The organism is Buttiauxella sp. BIGb0552, assembly GCF_004366275.1.
GTDB classification, from domain to species: Bacteria; Pseudomonadota; Gammaproteobacteria; order Enterobacterales; family Enterobacteriaceae; genus Buttiauxella; species Buttiauxella gaviniae.
The window spans coordinates 219,148-243,250 of sequence record NZ_SODY01000008.1; the positions used below are offsets into that span (position 1 = coordinate 219,148).

Consider the following 24,103-nt stretch of genomic DNA (forward strand, 5'->3'; position numbering starts at 1 on the left):
ATAAAATTTTGTCGCGGATAATATCACAATTAATCTTATGCGCGTGTTTGCGGCTCACTCAGCCACATACGCCAGCTTGTTAATACCTGCTCGCGCTCTTGAGTGAATGTATCCATTGCCACGTTTCCAGGCAGCTCTTGCAATGCCAGGTGATGAAGTTCATCGCGCAACGTGACATAAGCATGCGTCAGCGCTTTCGCTTCGTCATCACTCATGATGTCGTTTTGCGCCATTAATTCCAGAATGCGCACATTGTCAGACCAACGCGTCAATTTTGGGGCTCGCGCCGCATAACGTAATACTAGATATTGAGTGATAAACTCGATATCGGTAATGCCACCTTCATCGGCTTTAATATCAAAGCGTTCACGCGTTTTCCCACCCAGATGCGCGCGCATTTTTTCACGCATCTCCCGCACTTCAGTCTGGAGTTTTTCACCTTCACGCGGTACACACAAAATCTTGCGGCGAATCGCATCGAACTCCTGCTTAAGCAGCGGATCGCCATAGACAATTCGCGCCCGCACCAGGGCCTGATGCTCCCAGGTCCAGGCTTCGTTTTGCTGATAATCAGCAAAGGCTTCAGTGGTGGTGACGAGCATTCCCGCCGCGCCAGAGGGGCGTAAACGTGCGTCCACTTCATACAAAATACCTGAGGAAGTACGGGTGCTAAACAGGTGCATAACACGTTGCGCTAGGCGCAAATAGAACTGGCGACCATCAATTTCACGCTCGCCATCGGTCATGACATCCGATGGGCAATCGTGCAGGAATACCAGATCCAAATCGGAGCTATAACCCAGCTCCCAGCCGCCGAGTTTGCCGTAGCCGACAACCGCAAAACCGCGCCCTTCACGGTTCTGTAAGTGCTTCGGCTGGCCGTATCGCAAGACCATTTGCGCCCAGGCTTGCTGGACAACAGCGTCAATCATCGCTTCAGCAAGCCAGGTTAAGTGGTCACTCACTTTCATCACCGGCAGTGTGCCCGTAATGTCAGCCGCCGCCACGCGTAGCAACTGTGCCTGTTTAAACTGACGCAACGCTTCTAGCTGCTGTTCTTCATCGTCATCCGGCACGCGCAGCAAATACTGGCGTAACTCATCACGATAAGCATCGGTGGCGGTCGGTTGGTAAAGGGTATTCGGATCGAGCAGTTCATCAAGCAGAAGCGGGTAACGCGCCAGTTGACTGGCAATCATCGGTGACGCAGCACACAGCGTAATCAGGTGTTTAAGCGCCCCCGGATATTCCGTCAGCAACTCAAGATAAGTCGTGCGCGTAACTATGCCGAGTAACAGCGGTGTTAAACGAGACAATGGCAACGGTGCATCGCTGCGGGAACAGGCCTCACACAGCAAGCGTGGCATCAGTTGATCCAGCACCTGACGGCCACGCGGCCCAATGGTGCGCTTGTCAGTGTCCTGGCGGAAATCACTCACCAGGCGTAAAACTTCACCCCGCGCTTGCGACGTTAAATGCTCGAGAACCGGCGTGTTCACATCGGCATCCAGCGCATCCTGCCATAGCTCACGCCAGGCTTCAGCTAGCTTATCTTCACCCGGTTCCGGTTCGTCATCGCCAATCAATTCGTTAAACACCTGGCGCACGGCACTCATATGCTGTTGCAAGGTGACTTGCAGCTCGTCCCAGGTTTGCGCATTCATGCCCCACGCCAGGCGAGCACGGTTCAGCTCATCGCCAGGCAAAGTCTGCGTTTGCTCGTCATTAATGCTTTGCAGCAGGTTTTCGAGACGGCGAAGGTATAAATAGGCCGCATTGAGTTTTACGGCATTTTCTTCTGGCAGCAGGTGTAAATGCTGGATAGCTTCAAGAGTGGGTAGCAAAGAGCGCGACTGCAAAGATGGCTCGCGCCCGCCACGAATAAGCTGGAATACCTGGACGATAAACTCAGTTTCACGAATGCCGCCCGCGCCGAGTTTGATGTTATCGGTCAACCCTCGGCGGCGCACTTCACGGGCAATCATCCCTTTCATGTTTCGTAGCGACTGAATAACACTGAAATCAATATAGCGACGGAAGACAAAAGGCCGCAGCATGTTGCGCAGCTCCTGGCTCCATGCGTCATCGTTATCGCCCATGATACGCGCTTTAACCATCGCGTAGCGTTCCCAGTCGCGGCCTTGTTCCTGGTAATAATCTTCTAATGCGGCGTAGCTCACTACCAACGGGCCGCTGTCACCGAACGGACGCAGGCGCATGTCGACGCGATAAACAAAGCCGTCTTGCGTCGGTTGATCGAGGACTTTAATCAGGCGCTGACCGAGGCGTGTGAAGAACTGGGCATTGTCCAATTCACGGCGCCCACCCTGGGTTGAACCGTTTTCCGGCCAGGCAAAAATCAGGTCGATATCGGAGGAGAAATTCAGCTCCCCACCGCCAAGTTTGCCCATCCCGAGTATCATCAGCGGTTGTGCGACACCCGCCTGGTTACACGGCGTGCCCCACTCGCGGCAGCATGCTGCATAAAGCCAGTCACGGGCGGCGATAATCAACGTTTCTGCAAGGGCACTTAATTGCTGGAGGGAGCTTTCAGTCGGCACCTGCTGCAACGCCTGTGACCAGGCAATTCTCACCATCATGCGACGGCGGAACAGGCGCAGTGCGCTCATTAATGCGGGTTCACTATCGACCTCCTGCAACGCTTGCTGCAGCCAGGCCGCGTAGTCCTGCCATTCGTCGGCAAGCGGTGGAGAATGCTGTAATTCTTCAAGCCATGCGGGATAGGCCGCCATGCTGTCACAAACAAAATCACTAAACGCCAGAACAGCCTGAGCCTCAGGGCTTAACGTCTGGCGGTCAATCTCTTGTGGCAGACGCGCCAGCGCCGCCTGCAAATGCTGCTGTAATAGTGGCGCTTGCGACATCATGGTCGTGTCCCTTAGAAACGGTGGTTACTACTTACCGCTATGCAGCCAGAAAGGAGCCTGCGCAATAGCTTCATTACGAAAATGTTCGATTTCTACCTGTTGGCGCGTCGCAATGGCGTGACGCAGCCCTTGCCAGTTATCCAGCCACGGTTGCGTTTTCGCATCGTCATAAACGCCTGCCAGCAGGCGAATGGAGCCAGTTTCACGTGCCAGACGCGGCAACTGATCAGCATAGCTATCGCCCAATGGACGCTGGAAAGTTTCTTTCAGTTCTGCGGCATGACGCGAAAGATGGGTATCCGCAAAACGCTTAAACGAACCGGCCAGTTTGACGTTAGCTTTTTCGTCGGTGAATTTCTGCCATTGACGGCCTACAAGCCACTCGGTCAGCACCAGTTTGGCCTGGCTGCTTTCTGCACTGAAAGCCAGTTCCTGTGCTTTCAGGTCTGAGGCCAGCATGGTTTCGTAAGTTGCGGTCAGTTCGCGAACTTGCGTGCTCGCCTTGCGTGGAATAATGCCGCCGAACAGCGCCAGCGCGTAGCGCACAAGGCCAACCGCTTCCAGAACCTGTGCTTTCGCCTTGCCGTTGCCACGCAACCACAGCTCTTCGTGGTATTGCCAATGGCTAAGCGCCAGTTCCAGTGAACCTTCCAGTCCTTGTTCAACCGTCGCTTTCGGGGGAACGCGTAATACCGTTAACGGCTTAATCTCTCTTTCCATATTTCCCTGCACCAGATGGTATCCACGCGCGGCTTTGCTCAGGCTGCCCTGGCGTAAACCCGGATTAGTAATCAGTTGCTTCGCAAAAACTAAAACGTCTGCAGTTTCGCCTTCGAGTAATTCCAGTTCCAGCTCGCACAGTGGTTCAGACAGTTCACCCGCTTTCACTTCTCCGAGATCCAGCGCCAGTTCGATACGGCTTTTGCCGTGCGTTACCACCCATTTTTCGCGGGCAAAATCAGTGCTGAAAAGTGGGTTTAACTGGGATTGCAAATCGTCCGGGGAAAGGCCCTCAGGCCAGACTTCCTTTGGCAGCAGCGACAGGTCAAGCTCAGCCTTGCTAAGCTCAACATTATATTCCGGCCGCTGGTGCAGTCCGCCAGTGACACGGCCTGCGATTTTCATCGTCATTTCATAGCGGCCATTATCGCCACGGATGCGCAAACCCATATCATGACGGCGCAACTGGTTGTCGGCAGTTTCATAATAGATGTTGAGCAACTGGCGAGGTTCGCTATGCTGGCTTTCCAGCGAATTTAATGTATTACGAAGAGAATCCAGTTCAGCTGGATTAACGATAAATTTGAGTTCGATTTCCTGAGTCATCGTCTTTTTACTTTTAGTTGTGTCACATCGAGCTAACGCCCGGCGAACTTAGTCTCACAATAGCGGTCAGTAGATAATATTTTTCGCCAAATTACCATGAGTGGCGCGCATTTTGACGAGCCATAAGCTGTGAGCAATTGGTCAAATTCACACCAGGATGATTCTCATTCAGGTTTACGGATTGCGCCGTCAGACTGATGCCACTACTATCGTTCCACTATTTATGACAATAACGACGAAATCATGCACAAATTCCGCCTAATTTGCCTTACTTTGCTCTCCCTTAGCGTTTCCGTAGTGGCCCATGCCGATGAAAAACGTTATGTATCTGACGAATTGAACACTTGGGTGCGTAGTGGTCCTGGGGATAATTACCGCTTGCTTGGCACCGTAAATGCGGGCGAAGAAGTGACCTTGCTGCAAAGCAATGAAGAAACTAAATATGGCCAGGTGCGCGACAGTAATGGCCGTACCTCCTGGATCCCATTGGCGCAACTGAGCACCAATCCAAGCCTGCGTACGCGTGTGCCGGACCTGGAAAACCAGGTTAAGACACTGACTGACAAGCTCACAAATATCGATACCACCTGGAATCAGCGCACGGCTGAAATGCAGCAGAAAGTCGCGCAGAGCGACAGCGTAATTACCGGTCTTAAAGAAGAAAATCAACAACTTAAAAACCAATTGATCGTCGCAAAGAAGAAAGTCGATGCCGCGAATGTTCAGTTGGATGACAAGCAACGTGCCATCATCATGCAGTGGTTTATGTATGGCGGCGGTGTCGCTGGTTTCGGTCTGCTGCTCGGCCTGTTACTGCCGCACATGATCCCAAGTCGCAAGAAGAAAGATCGCTGGATGAACTAATCTGCAACCCTGTATCCTACACTTACGTATTATCGTAATTGGATGCAGGGGCATTAAAGCGTGAAGATTTATCTGGTCGGTGGTGCAGTACGTGATGGGTTGTTGAGATTACCGGTCAAAGATAAAGATTGGGTGGTTGTTGGTGCAACACCGCAAGAGATGCTTGATGCTGGTTACCAGCAGGTTGGGAAAGATTTCCCGGTGTTTCTGCACCCTAAATCACGTGAAGAATATGCACTCGCGCGTACTGAGCGCAAATCAGGCCAGGGTTACACGGGTTTTACCTGCTATGCCGCGCCTGATGTCACGCTTGAGCAGGACTTGTTGCGCCGCGATTTGACCATCAACGCGATTGCCCAGGACGAACGCGGCGAATTTATCGATCCGTATAACGGACGTGCCGATATCGAAAAACGCCTTCTACGCCATGTGTCGCCAGCTTTCAATGAAGATCCCCTACGCGTTTTACGCGTAGCGCGCTTTGCAGCACGCTACGCTCATCTCAATTTCCAGATTGCCCCGGAAACTCAGGCGCTGATGTCCGCGATGGCAGCTAACGGCGAACTTGAGCACCTCACACCGGAACGCGTCTGGAAAGAGACTGAAAACGCCCTCACCAGCCGTAACCCACAAGTTTATTTCGATGTGCTGCGCAAATGCGGTGCGCTGAAAGTCCTGTTCCCGGAAATCGACGCGCTGTTCGGTGTGCCTGCCCCTGAAAAGTGGCATCCGGAAATCGACACCGGCATTCACGTACTGATGACGCTGTCGATTGCCGCTCAGCTCAGCCCGGAAGTTGACGTGCGCTTTGCCACGCTGTGTCACGATCTTGGTAAAGGGCTCACGCCAAAAGAGTTCTGGCCGCGTCACCATGGGCATGGCCCAGCAGGGGTAAAACTTGTCGAACGGTTATGCCAGCGCATGCGTGTGCCGAATGAAATTCGTGACCTCGCCAAACTAGTTGCCGAATATCACGATCTGATTCATACGATTGCTATCCTGCAACCGAAAACCATCATCAAATTATTCGATGCCATCGACGCGTGGCGCAAACCGCAGCGTGTTGAACAAGTGGCGCTCACCAGCGAAGCCGATGCCCGCGGGCGCACTGGTTTTGAAGCCAGTGATTACCCGCAAGGCAGGTTGCTGCGCGCGGCATGGATTGCGGCGCAAAGCGTCACCAACAAAGAAGTGATTGATGATGGTTTCAGCGGCCCGGCGATTCGCGATGAATTAACGCGCCGCCGCATTGCCGCTGTGGAAGCGTGGAAAAAAGAAGCAGGTTTGGCCACGCCTTTGCCATCCGCTAGCTGATGGATATCTGCCACAAACGAAGACGCCAAACAAAAAGCCACTCAACATGAGTGGCTTTTTTATTAGTGAGTGGAGAACTTTAGAAGAATACGAAATAAACCACTGCTGCGACCGCAAAGCGATAAATTGCGAACGGGATAAAGGAGATGCGTTTGATAATTTGCAGGAAGGTTTTAATCGCAATCAGTGCAACGATAAATGCCGTGATAAAACCAACGGCAAACATTGGCAAATCAGCCATGGTTAGGAAACCGATGCTCTTATACACATCCAGCACCGTGGCACCCATCATCATAGGCACCGCCAGCAGGAAGGAGAACTCAGACGCTGCATAACGGCTAACGCCCATCAGCATGCCACCAGATATAGTCGCACCGGAACGAGAGAAACCCGGCCACAAAGCTAAACACTGGAAACAACCAATCGCAAACGCCTGCCGATAAGTCATGTCATCCACGCCTTCTGCACGCGGAACTTTAGGTTTGAACACTTCCGCCACAATCAGCAATACGCCGCCGACGACTAATGCGTACATGACGTTTATAGGGTTAAAGAGTGATTTAATGGCATCGTGGAATACCAGCCCCAGAACCACAGCAGGCACCATACCCAGCAAGATATGGATCAGCGATAAACGCCCTGTTCCAGTGCCTTCGTGCGGCTGGCGGCCAAAATGAATGCCAATCAAGCCAAACAGGCGACGCCAGAACATCACCACAACAGCGAAGATCGAACCAAGCTGGATTACCACTTCAAATGTTTTCGCGGTATCACCTTCAAATCCCAGAAGATGACCAACAATAATCATATGGCCGGTGGACGAGACGGGTAAAAACTCCGTTAACCCCTCGACAACACCAAGAATCGCGGCAATAACCAACGAGTGCAGATCGCTCATTAAAAAAATCCTCTAACCCCAAAAACAAACGTTAAAAAAGCGGCATTTGCCGCGAAAGATCACAGTTAAGACCAGGTTACCTACTTTTGGTTTAACTATGATGAACCTATTTACTGAGTTTAAGATTAACGCCACGCTCAATCACCACACCAACATTCGCGGCCTGTGCCACAGCACCTGGCTTGCTGACTTTTAACCTGACCCAAGGTGAGTTAAAGCGAGTTAGTAGCAATTGCGCAACCTCTTCAGCAACGCGTTCTACCAATGCAAAGCGACCACCAGAAACATGGCTTATCACTGCTTCGCTAACATCGGCATAGCTTAAACAATCGTTTACATCATCGCTGCTGGCGGCCTGGCGGTTATCCCATGCCATTTCGATATCGAATACCAGCTTCTGGGAGATCGTTTGTTCCCAGTCATAAACACCAATCGTGGTGATTACAGTAAGTTGCTCTATAAATACAATGTCCATCACGCCCTGCCCGGTTTTTAGTCACGCCAGATACCACTTCCGGCGAAATATGCGTATTATCCACAGATGCAGAGAATACAACGACACTTTCAAAATGGAACAGCGTTATGAGTGCAATCGCGCTTGGCATGATCCTTCTTGCGTATCTTTGCGGCTCAATTTCTAGTGCCATCCTGGTCTGCCGAATCGCGGGTCTTCCTGATCCGCGGCAAAATGGTTCTGGCAATCCGGGTGCGACCAATGTCTTACGTATTGGCGGTAAAGGCGCAGCCGTAGCGGTACTGATTTTTGACGTTCTCAAAGGGATGTTGCCCGTCTGGGCGGCATACGCTCTGGGCGTAACACCATTCTGGCTGGGGCTAATCGCCATCGCTGCCTGTCTTGGTCATATCTGGCCGGTTTTCTTTAATTTCCACGGTGGTAAAGGCGTTGCAACAGCTTTTGGTGCTATTGCCCCTATCGGCTGGGACTTAACCGGCGTGATGGCAGGAACCTGGCTGCTGAGCGTTTTACTCAGCGGTTATTCGTCAGTGGGTGCGATTATCAGCGCACTGATTGCACCGTTCTACGTCTGGTGGTTTAAACCGCAGTTCACCTTCCCGGTAGCTATGCTTTCATGTCTGATTTTAATGCGCCACCACGACAATATTCAGCGGTTATGGCGCGGGCAAGAAACCAAAATCTGGAAGAAACTGCGCAAAAATAAAGACAAAAAAAAGGAGTGATTACTCACTCCTTCTCGACTAATTCTGCAAAGTTTTCACGCCGCTGGTAACTCAGCCAATGGCCAGCGAGGGCGAACTGTAACGCTTAATTCGCCAACCGTTCCTGCTTTCAAACGAATCATACCTGCGTAGGCAATCATCGCACCGTTATCGGTACAAAACTCAGGACGAGCGTAGAAGACTTCGCCACGGCGTTTAGTCATCATTTCTGCCATGCGCACACGCAGTGTACGGTTGGCACTCACGCCACCAGCCATCACCAGACGTTTAAAGCCAGTTTGATCCAACGCACGTTTGCACTTGATTGCGAGGGTATCGACAACCGCATCTTCAAAGGCACAAGCGATATCGGCACGCGTTTGCGGATCTGCTTCGTTGCCGCGAATAGTGTTCGCAGCAAAGGTTTTCAGACCAGAGAAACTGAAATCAAGACCAGGGCGGTCAGTCATCGGGCGTGGGAAAGTAAAACGCCCCGCAGTGCCTTCAGAAGCCATTTTTGACAACATTGGGCCACCAGGATAATCCAGGCCCAATAGTTTAGCAGTCTTATCAAAAGCTTCACCTGCGGCGTCGTCAATTGACTCCCCCAGAAGTTCGTATTGGCCAATGCCCGTCACACTAATCAGCTGCGTATGGCCGCCGGAAACCAGCAATGCCACGAACGGGAACTCTGGCGGATTGTCTTCCAGCATCGGGGCTAATAAATGCCCTTCCATGTGATGCACTGGCACAGCGGGCACATCCCAGGCGAACGCCAGAGAACGGCCAATTGTTGCGCCTACAAGCAGTGCTCCTACAAGCCCTGGTCCGGCGGTATAGGCAACACCATCAATATCTTTTGCTGTTAATCCAGCCTCCTTAAGAGCCGCCTGGATCAATGGCACGGTTTTGCGTACATGGTCACGGGAAGCAAGCTCTGGCACCACGCCGCCGTAGTCAGCATGCAATTTCACCTGACTATACAATTGATTGGCTAACAAACCCTTTTCATCGTCGTAAATGGCGATGCCGGTTTCATCACAGGATGTTTCTATACCCAGTACACGCATGGCGTTCTCTACCTCAAAGTCTTGCGGCGAAGTTTAAGCCCATGAGCGCTTATTGTAAAACTTTGCTCACATACTGGGCGTAGGTGGTGTATAATCCGCACCCCTGGAAGATTCCGGCCTTAAAAGCCAGGTTTCTGGTTGTCCGGTGCTTTACAAAGCAGCAGTAGTTGCAGTAAAATTCCGCACCATTTTGAAATAGCTGACGCCTCAGTCAGCGGCAAACCGAATTTATCAAAGGTGAGAGTTAATGCCGGTAATTAAAGTACGTGAAAACGAGCCATTCGACGTAGCACTGCGTCGCTTCAAGCGTTCTTGTGAGAAAGCAGGTGTTCTGGCGGAAGTTCGTCGTCGTGAGTTCTATGAAAAACCAACGACTGAACGTAAACGCGCTAAAGCTTCTGCTGTGAAACGTCACGCTAAGAAACTGGCTCGCGAAAACGCACGCCGCACTCGTCTGTACTAGTATCCTGGAGGTTTCTACCTCCGGAACAGACTTGTAGTAGTTGTAAAGGCCGTGCTTCCGAAAGGAATGCGCGGCTTATTTTCGTTCATGAACTGACATACTTCCTGCTCTTTCGTACTGCTGCAACATCGCATGTCTGAAGGAAAGCGAGTACCAAACGGGGCCTATGGCTGGACGAATTCCACGTGTTTTCATCAATGACTTGCTGGCTCGCACCGACATCATCGATCTGATCGATGCGCGTGTTAAGCTCAAAAAGCAGGGCAAGAACTATCATGCGTGCTGTCCGTTCCATAACGAAAAAACCCCCTCTTTCACCGTAAACGGTGAAAAACAGTTTTACCATTGCTTCGGCTGTGGGGCACACGGCAACGCCATCGATTTTTTAATGAACTATGACAAGCTTGAGTTTGTCGAAAGCGTTGAAGAATTATCAGCGATGCACAATCTGGAAGTGCCTTACGAAGTCGGTAGCGGACCGAGCCAGATTGAGCGTCATCAACGGCAAAGTCTTTATCAATTGATGGATGGCCTGAACGCCTTCTATCAGCAATCCCTGGCTCAACAATCGGCTGAATCTGCGCGCAAGTATCTGGAACGGCGTGGTTTAAGTAACGAAGTTATTCAACACTTCGCCATTGGCTATGCTCCTCCCGGCTGGGATAACGTCTTAAAGCGTTTTGGTGGCAATAGCGAAAACCGTCAAGCTCTGACGGATGCAGGCATGTTGGTAACTAACGATCAGGGACGCAGTTACGACCGTTTCCGCGAAAGGGTGATGTTCCCCATCCGCGACAAACGGGGCCGGGTAATTGGTTTTGGTGGACGTGTGCTGGGCGATGGCCAGCCTAAATACCTAAACTCCCCGGAAACCGATATTTTCCATAAAGGCCGCCAGCTCTATGGCCTGTATGAAGCACAGCAAAGCCAGCCTGAACCAGCACGTTTATTGGTTGTTGAAGGCTACATGGATGTGGTGGCATTGGCGCAATACGGCATATCGTACGCCGTTGCTTCATTGGGCACCTCAACTACCGCTGACCATATCCAGTTGTTGTTCCGGGTGACGGATACCGTTGTCTGTTGTTATGACGGGGATCGCGCAGGGCGTGACGCTGCATGGCGTGCTCTGGAAACTGCGCTACCTTATATGACGGATGGGCGTCAGTTGCGCTTTATGTTCCTGCCTGACGGTGAAGATCCCGACACGCTGGTGCGTAAAGAAGGAAAAGAAGCATTTGAAGCACGCATGGAACATGCTCAACCGCTTTCAACATTTCTTTTTAACAGCCTGATGCCTCAAGTTGATTTGAGTTCACCTGATGGCCGTGCGCGACTGAGTACTCTTGCATTACCCCTGATTAGTCAGGTACCTGGTGAAACACTACGCATTTATTTGCGTCAGGAACTGGGAAACAAACTGGGCATTCTGGACGATAACCAGCTTGAAAAGCTGATGCCAAAGCTTGCGGAAAGCAGCACCCCGCGCCCGGCACCACAGCTAAAACGCACAACCATGCGTATACTGATAGGACTGTTGGTGCAGAATCCGGAATTGGCACCGAGTGTGCCACCGCTTAGCGGTCTGGAGCAGGCGAAGTTGCCAGGATTAAAACTCTTTATTGACCTGGTGAACACCTGTCTGGCACAACCTGGTTTAACCACCGGGCAGCTTTTAGAGCTATATCGCGGCACAAATGAAGCTGCCACCCTTGAAAAACTCTCTTCATGGGACGATATAGCAGATAAGGACATTGCAGAAAAAACGTTCAACGATGCACTCGAACATATGTTTGATTCCGTGCTGGAGTTGAGGTTTGAAGAATTGATGGCACGTTCCAGAACCACAGGGCTAACCCCAGCGGAGCGTGAGGAAGTCCGCGTGATTACACAATCACGCGCGAAAAAGTAAATTTTATCGGCTTAAGTGCCGAACATTAATCGGGTCAAACCCGAACGCCGCAAGGATGGGCAGCGGCAATAAAATAAGTCAGCCCTCGTTACGTTATTGTTGGCGGTTTCGCCGACCGACACCAACCCTAATACTGAAGTGTGGATACCGTCTTATGGAGCAAAACCCGCAGTCACAGCTTAAACTTCTTGTTACCAAGGGCAAGGAGCAAGGCTATCTGACCTATGCCGAGGTCAATGACCATCTGCCGGAAGATATCGTCGACTCTGATCAGATCGAAGACATCATCCAAATGATCAATGACATGGGCATTCAGGTGATGGAAGAAGCACCTGACGCCGATGACCTGTTGCTTGCTGAAAACTCAAACAACACAGACGAAGATGCGGAAGAAGCTGCCGCTCAAGTACTGTCCAGCGTAGAATCCGAAATCGGGCGTACTACTGACCCGGTTCGCATGTACATGCGTGAAATGGGTACCGTTGAGCTGTTAACCCGTGAGGGTGAAATCGATATCGCGAAGCGTATCGAAGACGGTATCAACCAGGTTCAGTGTTCCGTTGCCGAATATCCGGAAGCGATCACTTATCTGCTTGAGCAATACGACCGCGTTGAAGCAGAAGAAGCTCGTCTGTCTGATTTGATCACTGGTTTTGTTGACCCGAATGCTGAAGAAGATCTTGCCCCTACCGCCACTCACATTGGTTCTGAGCTAACTACCGAAGAAAACAGTGACAGTGACGATGAGGAAGATGAAGACGACGACGCAGACGATGACAACAGCATCGACCCTGAACTCGCGCGTGAGAAATTCGGTGAGCTGCGTACGCAGTACGAAAAAGCTCGCGACACGATTAAAGCGAAGGGCCGCGCTCACGCGGATTCTGCCGCTGAGATTCAGCAACTGTCTGAAGTCTTCAAACAGTTCCGCCTGGTGCCGAAGCAGTTCGACTACCTGGTAAACAGCATGCGCGTCATGATGGACCGCGTTCGTACTCAAGAACGTCTCATCATGAGATTGTGTGTTGAACAGTGCAAAATGCCGAAGAAAAACTTCATCACACTGTTCACTGGCAACGAAACCAGCGAAACCTGGTTCAACGCAGCCATCGCAATGAACAAGCCATGGTCTGAGAAACTGCATGACGTTTCTGATGACGTGCATCGCAGCTTGCAGAAACTGCAACAGATTGAAGAAGAAACCGGCCTGACCATCGAGCAGGTTAAAGATATCAACCGTCGTATGTCCATCGGTGAAGCGAAAGCTCGTCGTGCGAAGAAAGAGATGGTTGAAGCAAACTTACGTCTGGTTATTTCGATCGCCAAGAAATACACCAACCGTGGTCTGCAATTCCTCGACTTGATTCAGGAAGGCAACATCGGCCTGATGAAAGCGGTTGATAAGTTTGAATACCGTCGTGGTTATAAGTTCTCTACTTATGCAACATGGTGGATTCGCCAGGCTATCACACGCTCTATCGCCGACCAGGCACGTACCATCCGTATTCCAGTGCATATGATTGAGACAATCAACAAACTCAACCGTATTTCGCGCCAGATGCTGCAAGAGATGGGCCGTGAGCCAACCCCGGAAGAATTGGCTGAACGTATGCTGATGCCGGAAGACAAAATCCGTAAAGTGCTGAAAATCGCTAAAGAGCCTATCTCCATGGAAACGCCAATCGGCGACGATGAAGATTCGCATCTGGGTGATTTCATCGAGGATACCACCCTCGAACTGCCACTGGACTCTGCAACATCAGAGAGCCTGCGTAATGCGACTCACGATGTGCTTGCGGGCCTGACAGCGCGTGAAGCGAAAGTTCTGCGTATGCGTTTCGGTATCGATATGAACACCGACCACACGCTGGAAGAAGTGGGTAAACAGTTCGACGTTACCCGTGAACGTATCCGTCAGATTGAAGCGAAGGCACTGCGCAAACTGCGCCACCCAAGCCGTTCTGAAGTACTGCGTAGCTTCCTGGACGATTAATCTTATCGCCCTTCTAAAGAGCCCTCCTCGTGAGGGCTTTTTTATGCCTGCACGAAAACAATTTCCATCTGTATTCCTTCCCTTATTGCCCACGAAAATACCAGAAGTGAAAAGTATAAGAGTTTGATTAGGCTTTGATTATAAAAACAGCAGATGTCACGCAATCACTGGATTGAAGCGCCAAGTTACATTATAATCCTGCGCCACGGCCCCTTAGCTCAGTGGTTAGAGCAGGCGACTCATAATCGCTTGGTCGCTGGTTCAAGTCCAGCAGGGGCCACCAAACATATCAAGGACTTAGATAAGAAATTATCTAGGTCCTTTTTCTTTGCGTCAAATTTGGGTCAGGTAATGGGTCAGGTAACGTTTTGGCTTCGAACCTGAAATGCCAACTTCCAGACTAAAGGTTTACATGAACACTTTTGCTTCGGAAATCCACGCTCTGCTGCAACGACTCGTCAGCGAAGAAACCCCAAACCTGAGTCAGTACGATAAGGATTTGCTATCACATCTTGAGGTGGCGCTATATAACTTGCTGGAGGCTGAAAATGGATTAGAGCCAGTTTACAAAGTAAGTTTCAAGGATAGCGGCCATCTGTTGAAGCAGCAAAACGCAGGAATGGGGCCTGATTCAACAACAGATTTGAAGGCTGATTACCAGATATTGGCTGGTGGTCAGATCTTAAACTTCCTGAACATTCTGTATCTCAATAACGTAAAGCATTACCTATCTGATCGCTTCAAAAAAATTACGCTTGTAGAATCAGGCTATGTTGTGAACAACATGAGAAAAGATGAAAATCGGCGAGAAACCAACAAACGGAGAAACGGTGGTCAAAAGAGCCATCAACGTATGGTGCTTGTAAAGAATCATATCCTCAGTCTCACAATGGCTTTTTTGAACAATCAACCTCCCAAGCCTTCAGGCACTTTCTATACGTTGAAAGAAATAAACACAGCCATTCATAACGATGTCATCAATTTCTTTAAAGAACACCCGGACTTTCCTCAAAGTAAAAAAATTCTCTTAAACCCTGATAACACTCCTAAGCTTGAACCTGATGCCACAGATGCAATCACGAATAAACTAAGCTCACTTAAAAAAGAAGGCTTGCTTAGACCGTTTTTTGAGCCGTCAACACCGAACCAGTAAGTGGTTCGGTATACGTCCCCTGTAGTACGAACCAGAATGCCTCCTGTCCATTAAAACCAAGAGAGGCATTATCAATGTTTGAAGTTTCACCAGAACAACGCCTTAGCATTCTCAAAACTTATGGTCTGACTGTCGACAGATTGGTACGTGAAGATGAGCGCAAATCGATCACCAGCATATCTCGCTCGCGAGCTTGGGAACTGGAAAATCAGGGCAAATTTCCTGCTCGCAAAAAGCTGGGTACACACAGTTGCGCATGGCTGCTCTCCGATTTGTTAATTTGGAGCCACCAGCGCTAATCCACTATGAAGAAAGCTCGCTTCAATCCTTTCGCTTATATTAATATTGATAGTAATGATTTAGATGAACTGACTTTTCTGACAATCAATGATTTATGCAGTATTTTTAAACGCGATAGAACTACCATCTATCGTTGGCGTAAGTCTGGTAAATTACCTGAGCCCACAAAAATTGGTAACTGTATTATTGGTTGGAAAAAAGAAGTCATTATTAATTTAATCGACATATCTTAAACATCAACAGCAGGCTAAAGCCTGCTTTTATTTATCTACAAATGCAACATGATGCATCAGATTAAAACAATACACATTGTACATATTGGTTTTGTCTGATTTAAAAAAACCAAAGAGCCTTGCCCTTCAAGGTTTGCTCATCATAATAAATTTCGGATATTGATAGTATTATGCCGTTCATAATCCCAAACATTGACAATGTTTTTTGGAAAATGGCTTGCCAGCCTTATCGGTATGCCAATCAAACATGGATGGTTCATTACTCGAATAAAAATAAGCAGAACATCGATTCAAAAATAATGAGTAGCCTGCTTAACTGCATGCACGACATCTACGAATGTACGACTCGCTTGCTGGTGGTAAGGTGGGACCTGCACCCAAAAATTTATAGTGAATGTAATACAATAGTCAGTATGTTCTATAGAAAACTTGTTATCGCACTGAAAAGATTATATCCCAAAATCTGTTTTTCCTATGCCTGGTGCCGAGAACACGATCGCAGCTATAGGCAACACTATCACTGTGCTATATTCATTGATGCTAATATTATGAATCATCCACACACACTGCTTAGTATTGCCAGAAAGTTATGGGTAGAAGTATCCAAGGGCGCATTCTACACCCCTAAAGGATGTTATTATGATGTGCATAACACTGATAATAAAAATCTGATGCTTATGGTTTATCGAATAAGCTATCTGGCGAAAAAATCAACCAAGGCGCGTATTCATCCCCAATGTAAACGTTACGGTATATCTCGACTATTATTTGGTAATAAAAGAAAATCACCGAACAGGCTTAAAAACAGGCTGTTGCCCCCTCAAAACTCAACCCACAATGATTAACAACACCAGTAACCAGGAGGTAATTCTGACAATAAAAATTGACTAACACTCAAAGGTGAAGCTTAAAAATGTCGATACGTAATATTCCATACAAGAACAGATCTACATATTTGCGTTTAATAAACAACATCAAAGCATTTCTCAGCACAAGACTGGCAACAAGATTTCCCATGCATCCAGCCATTGATTTTGTATTCACCACAATGTTCACAAGTTCTAATATACGTTTTTCGTTTCAATAATCTTTTTACCTGTGCGGAGATTTGCTTATCAGTAGCTCCTTCTGGCAATTCGGCGAAAATAATATCATTTGTGAGAGGATAATGGCCTTTCCAGCGTACCTCCGTCAACTTGATAACAATTGGTTGTCCCTCTGCAATTTCAACTTTAATAACATTAGCCAGATTTTGCGGAATACCATACATTCACTCATCTCCTCTCAAGATATGACTTTGAAAAATTAATTCGGAGTTGCTGTTCAGCCCTGCTATCTCACGATTATCCCAGTAGTGGCTTCCTGGGACATTCGTACTAATAAACCTTCACAGAAATGCCACTAACATCTCCGTGGCATTTCTTTCACCCTTGACTACTTTAACCATCCCTGGCCAGCTAAAAACTACGCCCCTTTCAACATATCAAACACTACCCGCGCAAACCCTTTCGCCAGTTCAGGGTTAGACAGGTACTGCATCATCATCTCTTGCTGGGCATCGTTGCTGTCCATCACCGCGTCATCAATCGCTTTAGGGAAATCCCCCAACATGGCTTGTTCACGGGTGTTATTGGCAATCTGAGTCATCACTGCCTGGTTTTCCGATAACTTGTCGCGCACGGTAAAGGCATAGTTGATCATGTCTTTGTCGCTAAGGTTATCAGTAATAAACAGGTCGTTCAGGCGTGACAAAATATTCGACAGGAACTCTTCTTTCTTATCCTTCGGCTTGGCTGTACCAATGTCATTGCCCGGCTCGATTTTGTATTCTTCGGCATCTTCCTGAAGCTTGAGATGCTGCTCGTGAAGTTTTGATAATCGGTAATGACTCATCTCCACGTTGCTTAAATCAATCTCGTCTTCTTCAATGCGCTGCTCGTGTAGTAACGGGCGCAGATGGCGGGCAAACAGGCTGAGTTTCTCCAGCTCCTTGTCATCGTACTCAACGATTTGCGACATAAACTCGTAGAAACGGACAAAACTACCGAGATCTTTCTTGAAGATATCCAGCTTGTCTTTCTCTTGTTTGCAGTCTTTGAAGCTGTTTTCCGCGTTGGTGATCAGCACCACATCGTTGGTTTTTTTTGTGCGTTCAAAGATTTCTTTTGCCAGCTTATAAGCCTCAACAGCGGAGGTATAACGCTTCTTCCATCGCTCAACGGCAGGTTTGCAGATATTGCTAATCGCGGCGTTTGATTTGTTTTTGGTGAAGAAGGCGTCACAGAATTGCTCGACTTCATTCCACTGGAAGATACCGCTGGTGCGGAGCTTCTGGAATAACTCAAAGACCAATTGTGGATCGCTGACATCGGTCAGTTCAGCCGTTTGATAGTAAGGCTGGAATGCGCCCAGAACTTCCTCGGGCTCGTTCCAGAAATCAAGTACGAAGGTGCCCGACTGCGCCTTGCCCGGATAGGTGCGGTTCAGACGAGATAACGTCTGTACGCACTCCACGCCACCCAGTTTTTTATCCACATACATGGCACACAACTTCGGTTGGTCAAAACCGGTCTGGAACTTATTCGCCACCAGCATTACCTGATAATCATCGCTATCGAAGGCTTTGCGCATATCCCGGCCTTTCAGCCCTGGATTCATATTGGTTTCGGTAAACTTCTGATTCAGCAGCGCGAGGCTGTTAGGATCACTTTCGAAGAATTCTACTTCGCCAGAAAACGCGACCATGGCGTTAATTTTCTGGTAGTTATTCTCCGCAATGTATTTATCAAACGCCAGTTTGTAGCGCACCGCCGCTTTACGTGAACTGGTGACGACCATCGCCTTGGCCTGCCCGCCCAGTAAATGCATCACATGTTTTCGGTAGTGCTCAACAATCACTTTTACTTTTTGCGAGACGTTGTGTTCGTGCAGCACGACCCACTGGTTCAGTTTGATTTTGGCTTTCTTGCTGTCCACTTCCCGGTCAGGGTCGTCCAGTTTTTGCAGCAACTTATACGCCACTTTGTAGTTGGTGTAGTTCTTCAGCACATCAAGAATAAAGCCTTCTTCGATGGCCTGGCGCATGGAGTAAACGTGGAAGGCCTCCGGCTTATTGGTTTTTGATGCGGGTTCGAGAGGATTTGGACGGCGGCCAAACAGCTCCAGAGTTTTAGCTTTTGGCGTGGCGGTAAACGCATAGTAGTTAAGATTACTGCTGTTTTTACGCGCCGCGATGGTGGCATCGAGGATATCTTCCGAAGACAACTCCACATCGTCATCCGCTTCGTCTTTCATCAGCACTTCTTTGAGCTGACGTGCCGTAGAGCCGCTTTGTGATGAGTGCGCTTCATCAGCGATAACCGCATATTTGCGCTGTTTGAGGCTGACGCTGTTTTCGATGGCTTTTAGTACGAACGGGAAGGTCTGGATGGTAACGATAATAATCGGCTGTGAGTTTTCCAGCGCGCTGGCGAGCTTTTCTGATTTCGAGCCATCGCCTTCTTTATTGTTTATGCGCCCGACCACGCCATCCGCATGTTCAAACTGGTAAATAGTGTCCTGGAGCTGGTCGTCCAGCACGGTACGGTCCGTAACCACAATCACCGAATGGAATTGCTTCTCGCCTTTCTCATCATAGAGACGGGAAAGCTGGTGGGCAGTCCAGGCAATAGAGTTAGATTTACCGGAACCGGCGCTGTGCTGAATCAGATATTTATGGCCAGTCCCTTCATCTGCGGCAGCGCTAATCAGTTTATTCACCACATCCCACTGATGGTAACGCGGGAAGATCAGGCTCTCTTTTTTAACTTTCAGCCCGTTCCAGTCCTCTTTCTCTTCGATTTGCAGATGCACAAAACTGGCGAGGATTTTCAGCAGGTTGTCTGGCAGCAGGACTTCATTCCACAAGTAGCTGGTGGCGTATTCGTTTTCATTTTCGGGGATTTCGTTACCCGCACCGCCTTGTTTGGTGCCTTTGTTAAACGGCAGGAAGAAGGTGTCATCCCCTGCCAGTTTGGTGGCCATAAACACTTCATACTGGCTGACGGCGAAATGCACCAGAGCGCCACGTTTAAAGGTGAGCAGCGGCTCAGGCTTGTTGGTAACAGGGTCTTTGGGCAAACGCGTTTTCTTATATTGTTTGATTGCGTTGTGCACCGCCTGCTTGAACTCGGACTTCAGCTCAAGTGTGGCTATCGGCAGGCCGTTGATAAACAGCACCAGATCGATACGCCATTTTTTGGCTACTGAACCCGTTTCATCCAGGGCCGCTTTAGTGGCATACGGGCTGTAAACCAGTTCCGGCACCACACGGCAGATATTCTGTTGATAACGCGCCAGGGTTTCCGGGTTGAGATTGTGCTCGGGCTTAAACTGGCATAGCGAAAAGCGCGCATTATGGCTTTTGATACCGTGGCGCAACACGCCCAGCGTACCGTAAGTACGCGACAGCTGATCGGTGGCGTTGTTATCAGCTTTTTTAAGTTGTGCCACCAGCAAATCGAGGAAATGGCGCTCGGTATCGGTGGGGTAAATCTTCGAGAATTTTTCCCACTCCAGCGGCTGAGTGTTTTGCACAAAGGTGATGGCATCCTGCGAGAACAGAGCACGTTCACGGTCATAGCTTTCTGGTTTTCCGCAAATCCAGCCTCGTTCGATCATTTGAGCAATCATTTCATTTTGGAAGATTGCCTCTTTGGTGGTGTCCATACTCATGCTGTAGCTTCCTCTAATACCTCGATATCGCGGGTGCCTGGTGCAACCCAGTCGCGTACGTCGATTTTGCCGGTGACAGCAGCGGAGATAAGGGCGGTGCGGCGTTCTTTAAGCCGCTTTATTTGCTCTTCGCCAAGTAATTGAAGTTGGTCAAATCTCTTTGACTTATCATCTAATAACTCAGCAATTTGCCTTTGCTCATCCCAAGGTGGAATAACAACGGGCATCGTCTTGAGTAAGTCTTGGCTAAGTGACGCCCTGGTTATTAAATTCATTTCTTTAGTGAAGAAAACACGAAGTAGCTGATTGGAGAAATAATACTTTGAATACTGAACATTCAAATCTAATGAGTTGGGACGAAATCTAATCAAAAAACCGGCAAAACAAGCATTTTCTATAGTCTTCAAACAAGCGGAGGCGAAACCAATTTCCTCAATTGTTTCAGATGTTCGTGTAAAGAGCACATCACCATTTAACAACGAATACTTCTTTCTATCCTCAGTAGTTGACTGTACTAATCCACTTCCGAACTCAGGCAATATTCTATTTTTGTATGCATCCCCATAGCTTACAAATGGATAACCAGAACCAAATGCCTCGGCCCCGATGTTAATTCCATTCTGACAATCACCTAAATATCTGAGTGGTTTGACTATCCAATGCTCCGGTACTTCTCCCAACCACTCAACACCAGAATCCTTCATCGGCACATCAGAGTTCAGCCCTTTAGTCACGGCATGGCTAATCACTGCCTGACGTTTTTCTTTTAGTAGTTCAATCAGTTGCTGCTGCTTCTCGATCAGGTTATCGATTTTTGCGGTCTCGTGATCGAGGAAATCAGCGATTTTCAATTGCTCATTTATTGATGGTATGGCTAGAGGGTATTGATATAAATCTTCCATCCTAAATGATGCCTGCATATGTTCAGGTATCAGTGCTCTTTCATATGAAAATAACGGTTGAAAATGGTAAAAAAAGAATCGAATATTAACTTGATTGTTTCTAGGAGAAATAATCATGCAGTTTTGTGAAAGGCTGAATTTACCTTTTAGATGATTCAGGCTCATAGCCTTTGCTCCAACTGTCGTAGAGAAGAGGACCCCATCCGCCCCTGTACTAAACTCATAACTATCAATAAATCCCATAATGCCATCATTTTCAGTTTGGCCACTATAGACAGGATAAATCCCTGAGTTAAATCCACAATATTCCTTTGTTAAAAGCTGACCTCTTTTGCCTTTTTCAGCCAAGAAATACCAAGAGATTTTTTTAAATAACCAATTATCTGGAATCTCCTCCAGCCACTCAATCCCAGAATCCTTATATTCTGGATAAGCCTTATACTTTGCCATCAGGAATGTACCTCCTGCAGCAACTTCATAATCTCGGCACTAACCGCATCCAGATCGGCGTCAATCTCTTCTAAAGGGCGTGGCGGCTGATAGACATAGAAATGGCGATTAAACGGAATTTCATAACCGACAATCCCCACTTCATTGTCTTTGGCATCGCGCTTATCGGCGTTAATCCAGGCATCGGCAACGTGCGGCAATACTTCGGCTTTAAAGTAATTTTCAATCAGGTCACTGGTGGCAATGGCTGGGTTTAGCGGTACGTTTTCGTTATCACGCAAGTCGCCATCCTGCTCAAACTCCACCACTTTGCCTTTGTATTCAAACGCGCCATACAGCGGTTGGGCGGCTTCTTTCAGCACCTTCTTCACCACCGGTTCAGCGGCAGGGTTTTTAGTGGTGATGGCGTCGATAAACTGTTTATTCTCTTTGGTATCGAGCTTAACACCTGCAGTTTTAATCGCACCTTTGAGTGTCAACTGGAACTCATTAAAGTCATTACTCACCCGCTCTTTGCTACCAGCCTTAGCACCCAACGCCGTCTGGATTTGCTGCGCCTTATTCATCAATGCACGTTGTGCCAGCCACAGTTTGCTGTCCAGCAGGTCTTTAATTTGTTTCTCTTTTAGTTCAGTAAATTCAGCTTTGATAATGGCGCGGGCTTCAACTTCGATATCGGCAAAGTCCCCGTAGTTGTCGTCTTGCCACTGTGCGGAGAACGCTTCGTACAATCGTTCCATTGGCGCATTCAGTGGTTTGGTGGCAAAGCGCAGAGTGGCAATAGCTTCATCGGTCACCTGTGCTGACAAACGCAGCGGGCGCTCGATGGTCAGGCGGCGATAGCCAAAATCAGTGCTGTTGAATATTTTGCTGGCAAAGGTTTTCGGTGCTTCGGTTTTGGCTGTAGCAGACTGGCGACCACGGTTAGATTTTTGTTCAGGCGCTTTATCCAGGCCCAACTCTTCAAGAGAAGTCGCATCCACCACCTCAAACTCACCAAAGGTACGGGTGATAAGCTTGATGTCTTCCTCGCCCATCAGGTTACGTTTAGAACCTAAAGACTTACGCATTTTGCCGCACAGGTTGGTGCCATCAATGAGCTGGACTTTGCCCTTACGCTCTGGGGCTTTCTTATTCGACAGAATCCAGACGTAGGTCGCAATGCCGGTGTTGTAGAACATATCCGTTGGCAGCGCGACAATGCCTTCCAGCAAATCGGCTTCCAGAATATAACGACGGATTTCACTTTCACCGCTCCCCGCCCCACCGGTAAACAGGGGTGAACCGTTGAGGATAATCCCGATACGCCCACCGTTGCTCACCGAGCCATCCACTTTATCGCTATCGCGCATTTTGCTAATCAGGTGCATCAGGAACAGCAGCGAGCCATCAGACACACGCGGCAGGCCAGGGCCAAAACGCCCGTTAAATCCTTTTTGCTGGTGCTCGCCGTTAATCTCGCCTTCAATCTTTTTCCAGTCCACGCCAAACGGTGGGTTAGAAAGCATGTAGTCGAACTGGTCTTGCGGGAGCTGGTCATTAGAAAGCGTGTTGCCTAGCTTGATGCGGCTGACATCCTGGCCTTTGATCAGCATATCGGCTTTACAGATGGCGTAAGATTCCGGGTTCAGCTCCTGGCCAAATGCGCGCATCACCGCTTTTGGGTTCAGTTCGTGCACGTATTCCATACCAGAAGAGAGGAAACCACCTGTACCCGCCGTCGGGTCGTAAATGGTGCGGATGATGCCATCTTTCGACAGCGCTTCATCATCTTCCATAAACACCAGCGAAGTGGTCAAACGCACGATATCGCGTGGGGTAAAGTGCTCCCCGGCAGTCTCGTTTGAGCTCTCCGCAAAACGACGAATCAGCTCTTCAAACACCAGGCCCATTTCATGGTTAGAAATGGCTTTCGGGCTCAGATCAGTGGTGGCGAATTTCTTAACGATTTTGAACAGCAGGTTTGCATCATCCAGCAGGCCCACAAACTCGCTGAATTTGAAATGTTCAAAGATTTCACGCGCATCCTTTGAGAAACACTGAACGTAGTTTTCCAGGTTTTCTTTGATGTCGTTCTGCCCCATCTTGCCGAGATCCATCGGCGAGGTATTGAAGAACGACAATCCTTTGGTAGCACGTAACAGAAACTTCTCTCGCCCTTCTTCCGGTAACGGGCTGGCCTTCAACTTGTCCGCTTCTGCGACCACCGCCTCTTTGCTCGGCGCTAACACACACTCAAGACGACGTAACAGCGTAAAAGGCAGAATCACGCGCCCGTACTGGGACTGTTTAAAGTCACCACGAAGCAGATCGGCGACTGACCAGATAAACGCAGCCGTTTGAGAGAAGTTAGTGTTAGTCATGAAACCCTCGGAAGAGATCGCAGCCATAAAGCAAAATGCCCTGGCAAATATTCAGTTTTGGAATGTAGTGCGCAAAATGATA

17 protein-coding genes and 1 tRNA gene are annotated in these 24,103 nt (G+C 48.8%); 9 read left to right on the forward strand and 9 right to left on the reverse strand.

The genetic code is table 11. The features are described from left to right. Window positions 1-35: 35 nt before the first annotated feature. Together glnE and EDF88_RS21645 are read right to left on the reverse strand one after the other, a co-directional pair. Window positions 36-2,885 carry a bifunctional [glutamate--ammonia ligase]-adenylyl-L-tyrosine phosphorylase/[glutamate--ammonia-ligase] adenylyltransferase gene (gene glnE, locus EDF88_RS21640; RefSeq protein WP_134187248.1) on the reverse strand — a complete coding sequence of 950 codons (2,850 nt, stop codon included), beginning with the start codon at window positions 2,883-2,885 and terminating at the stop codon, window positions 36-38. 30 nt (window positions 2,886-2,915) lie between these two features. Further along, entirely contained in the window at window positions 2,916-4,214 is a 1,299-nt protein-coding gene (locus EDF88_RS21645; protein WP_134187175.1) for an inorganic triphosphatase, read from the reverse strand. 243 nt (window positions 4,215-4,457) lie between these two features. On the opposite strand from EDF88_RS21645, the gene EDF88_RS21650 reads away from it, so the two are divergent. Beyond that, window positions 4,458-5,078, forward strand: a complete 621-nt coding sequence (locus EDF88_RS21650) for a TIGR04211 family SH3 domain-containing protein (protein ID WP_064516062.1) — start codon at window positions 4,458-4,460, stop codon at window positions 5,076-5,078. A gap of 60 nt (window positions 5,079-5,138) precedes the next feature. Then, window positions 5,139-6,392 (forward strand): multifunctional CCA addition/repair protein, encoded by a 1,254-nt coding sequence (locus EDF88_RS21655; RefSeq protein WP_134187177.1) that lies wholly within the window; start codon window positions 5,139-5,141, stop codon window positions 6,390-6,392. 79 nt (window positions 6,393-6,471) lie between these two features. Here the strand turns inward: EDF88_RS21655 and bacA are convergent, their stop codons facing one another. Beyond that, complete coding sequence (gene bacA / locus EDF88_RS21660; protein ID WP_134187179.1) at window positions 6,472-7,290, reverse strand: undecaprenyl-diphosphate phosphatase; 819 nt, start codon at window positions 7,288-7,290, stop codon at window positions 6,472-6,474. Window positions 7,291-7,396: 106 nt separating this feature from the next. Then, complete coding sequence (gene folB / locus EDF88_RS21665) at window positions 7,397-7,765, reverse strand: bifunctional dihydroneopterin aldolase/7,8-dihydroneopterin epimerase (RefSeq protein ID WP_064516056.1); 369 nt, start codon at window positions 7,763-7,765, stop codon at window positions 7,397-7,399. A gap of 107 nt (window positions 7,766-7,872) precedes the next feature. On the opposite strand from folB, the gene plsY reads away from it, so the two are divergent. Further along, complete coding sequence (gene plsY, locus EDF88_RS21670) at window positions 7,873-8,490, forward strand: glycerol-3-phosphate 1-O-acyltransferase PlsY (protein WP_064516054.1); 618 nt, start codon at window positions 7,873-7,875, stop codon at window positions 8,488-8,490. Window positions 8,491-8,525: 35 nt separating this feature from the next. On the opposite strand, the gene tsaD is transcribed toward plsY, so the two are convergent. Next, window positions 8,526-9,539 carry a tRNA (adenosine(37)-N6)-threonylcarbamoyltransferase complex transferase subunit TsaD gene (gene tsaD, locus EDF88_RS21675; RefSeq protein ID WP_134187181.1) on the reverse strand — a complete coding sequence of 338 codons (1,014 nt, stop codon included), beginning with the start codon at window positions 9,537-9,539 and terminating at the stop codon, window positions 8,526-8,528. A 247-nt stretch (window positions 9,540-9,786) separates the two neighbouring features. On the opposite strand from tsaD, the gene rpsU reads away from it, so the two are divergent. The 6 genes from rpsU to EDF88_RS21705 all read left to right on the forward strand — a co-directional run bounded on the left by rpsU (window position 9,787) and on the right by EDF88_RS21705 (window position 15,359). Next, the gene (gene rpsU, locus EDF88_RS21680) at window positions 9,787-10,002 is read left to right on the forward strand and encodes a 30S ribosomal protein S21 (protein WP_001144069.1); all 216 of its coding nucleotides are present in this window, start codon (window positions 9,787-9,789) and stop codon (window positions 10,000-10,002) included. Between the two features lie 166 nt (window positions 10,003-10,168). Further along, window positions 10,169-11,914 carry a DNA primase gene (gene dnaG / locus EDF88_RS21685; RefSeq protein WP_134187183.1) on the forward strand — a complete coding sequence of 582 codons (1,746 nt, stop codon included), beginning with the start codon at window positions 10,169-10,171 and terminating at the stop codon, window positions 11,912-11,914. 154 nt (window positions 11,915-12,068) lie between these two features. After that, window positions 12,069-13,907 carry an RNA polymerase sigma factor RpoD gene (gene rpoD / locus EDF88_RS21690; RefSeq protein WP_064516046.1) on the forward strand — a complete coding sequence of 613 codons (1,839 nt, stop codon included), beginning with the start codon at window positions 12,069-12,071 and terminating at the stop codon, window positions 13,905-13,907. Between the two features lie 207 nt (window positions 13,908-14,114). Beyond that, a tRNA-Ile gene (locus EDF88_RS21695) sits at window positions 14,115-14,190 on the forward strand. 129 nt (window positions 14,191-14,319) lie between these two features. Beyond that, window positions 14,320-15,060: a hypothetical protein gene (locus tag EDF88_RS21700; protein WP_134187184.1), complete on the forward strand. Its 741-nt coding sequence runs from the start codon at window positions 14,320-14,322 to the stop codon at window positions 15,058-15,060. 74 nt (window positions 15,061-15,134) lie between these two features. Then, a complete protein-coding gene (locus tag EDF88_RS21705; protein WP_134187187.1) occupies window positions 15,135-15,359 on the forward strand; it encodes an AlpA family phage regulatory protein in 225 nt (74 codons plus the stop codon). Window positions 15,360-16,554: 1,195 nt separating this feature from the next. Here the strand turns inward: EDF88_RS21705 and EDF88_RS21720 are convergent. The 4 genes from EDF88_RS21720 to EDF88_RS21735 all read right to left on the reverse strand — a co-directional run bounded on the left by EDF88_RS21720 (window position 16,555) and on the right by EDF88_RS21735 (window position 24,021). Further along, on the reverse strand, window positions 16,555-16,863 hold the full coding sequence (locus EDF88_RS21720; protein WP_134187193.1) for a hypothetical protein: 309 nt from the start codon (window positions 16,861-16,863) through the stop codon (window positions 16,555-16,557). A 194-nt stretch (window positions 16,864-17,057) separates the two neighbouring features. After that, window positions 17,058-20,306 carry a DEAD/DEAH box helicase family protein gene (locus EDF88_RS21725; RefSeq protein ID WP_134187195.1) on the reverse strand — a complete coding sequence of 1,083 codons (3,249 nt, stop codon included), beginning with the start codon at window positions 20,304-20,306 and terminating at the stop codon, window positions 17,058-17,060. Next, window positions 20,303-21,658, reverse strand: coding sequence for a restriction endonuclease subunit S (locus EDF88_RS21730; protein WP_134187197.1), 1,356 nt, complete (start codon window positions 21,656-21,658; stop codon window positions 20,303-20,305). The genes EDF88_RS21725 and EDF88_RS21730 overlap by 4 nt, the downstream gene beginning before the upstream one ends. Next, window positions 21,658-24,021: a class I SAM-dependent DNA methyltransferase gene (locus EDF88_RS21735; RefSeq protein ID WP_166672006.1), complete on the reverse strand. Its 2,364-nt coding sequence runs from the start codon at window positions 24,019-24,021 to the stop codon at window positions 21,658-21,660. The genes EDF88_RS21730 and EDF88_RS21735 overlap by 1 nt, the downstream gene beginning before the upstream one ends. Window positions 24,022-24,103: the final 82 nt, after the last annotated feature.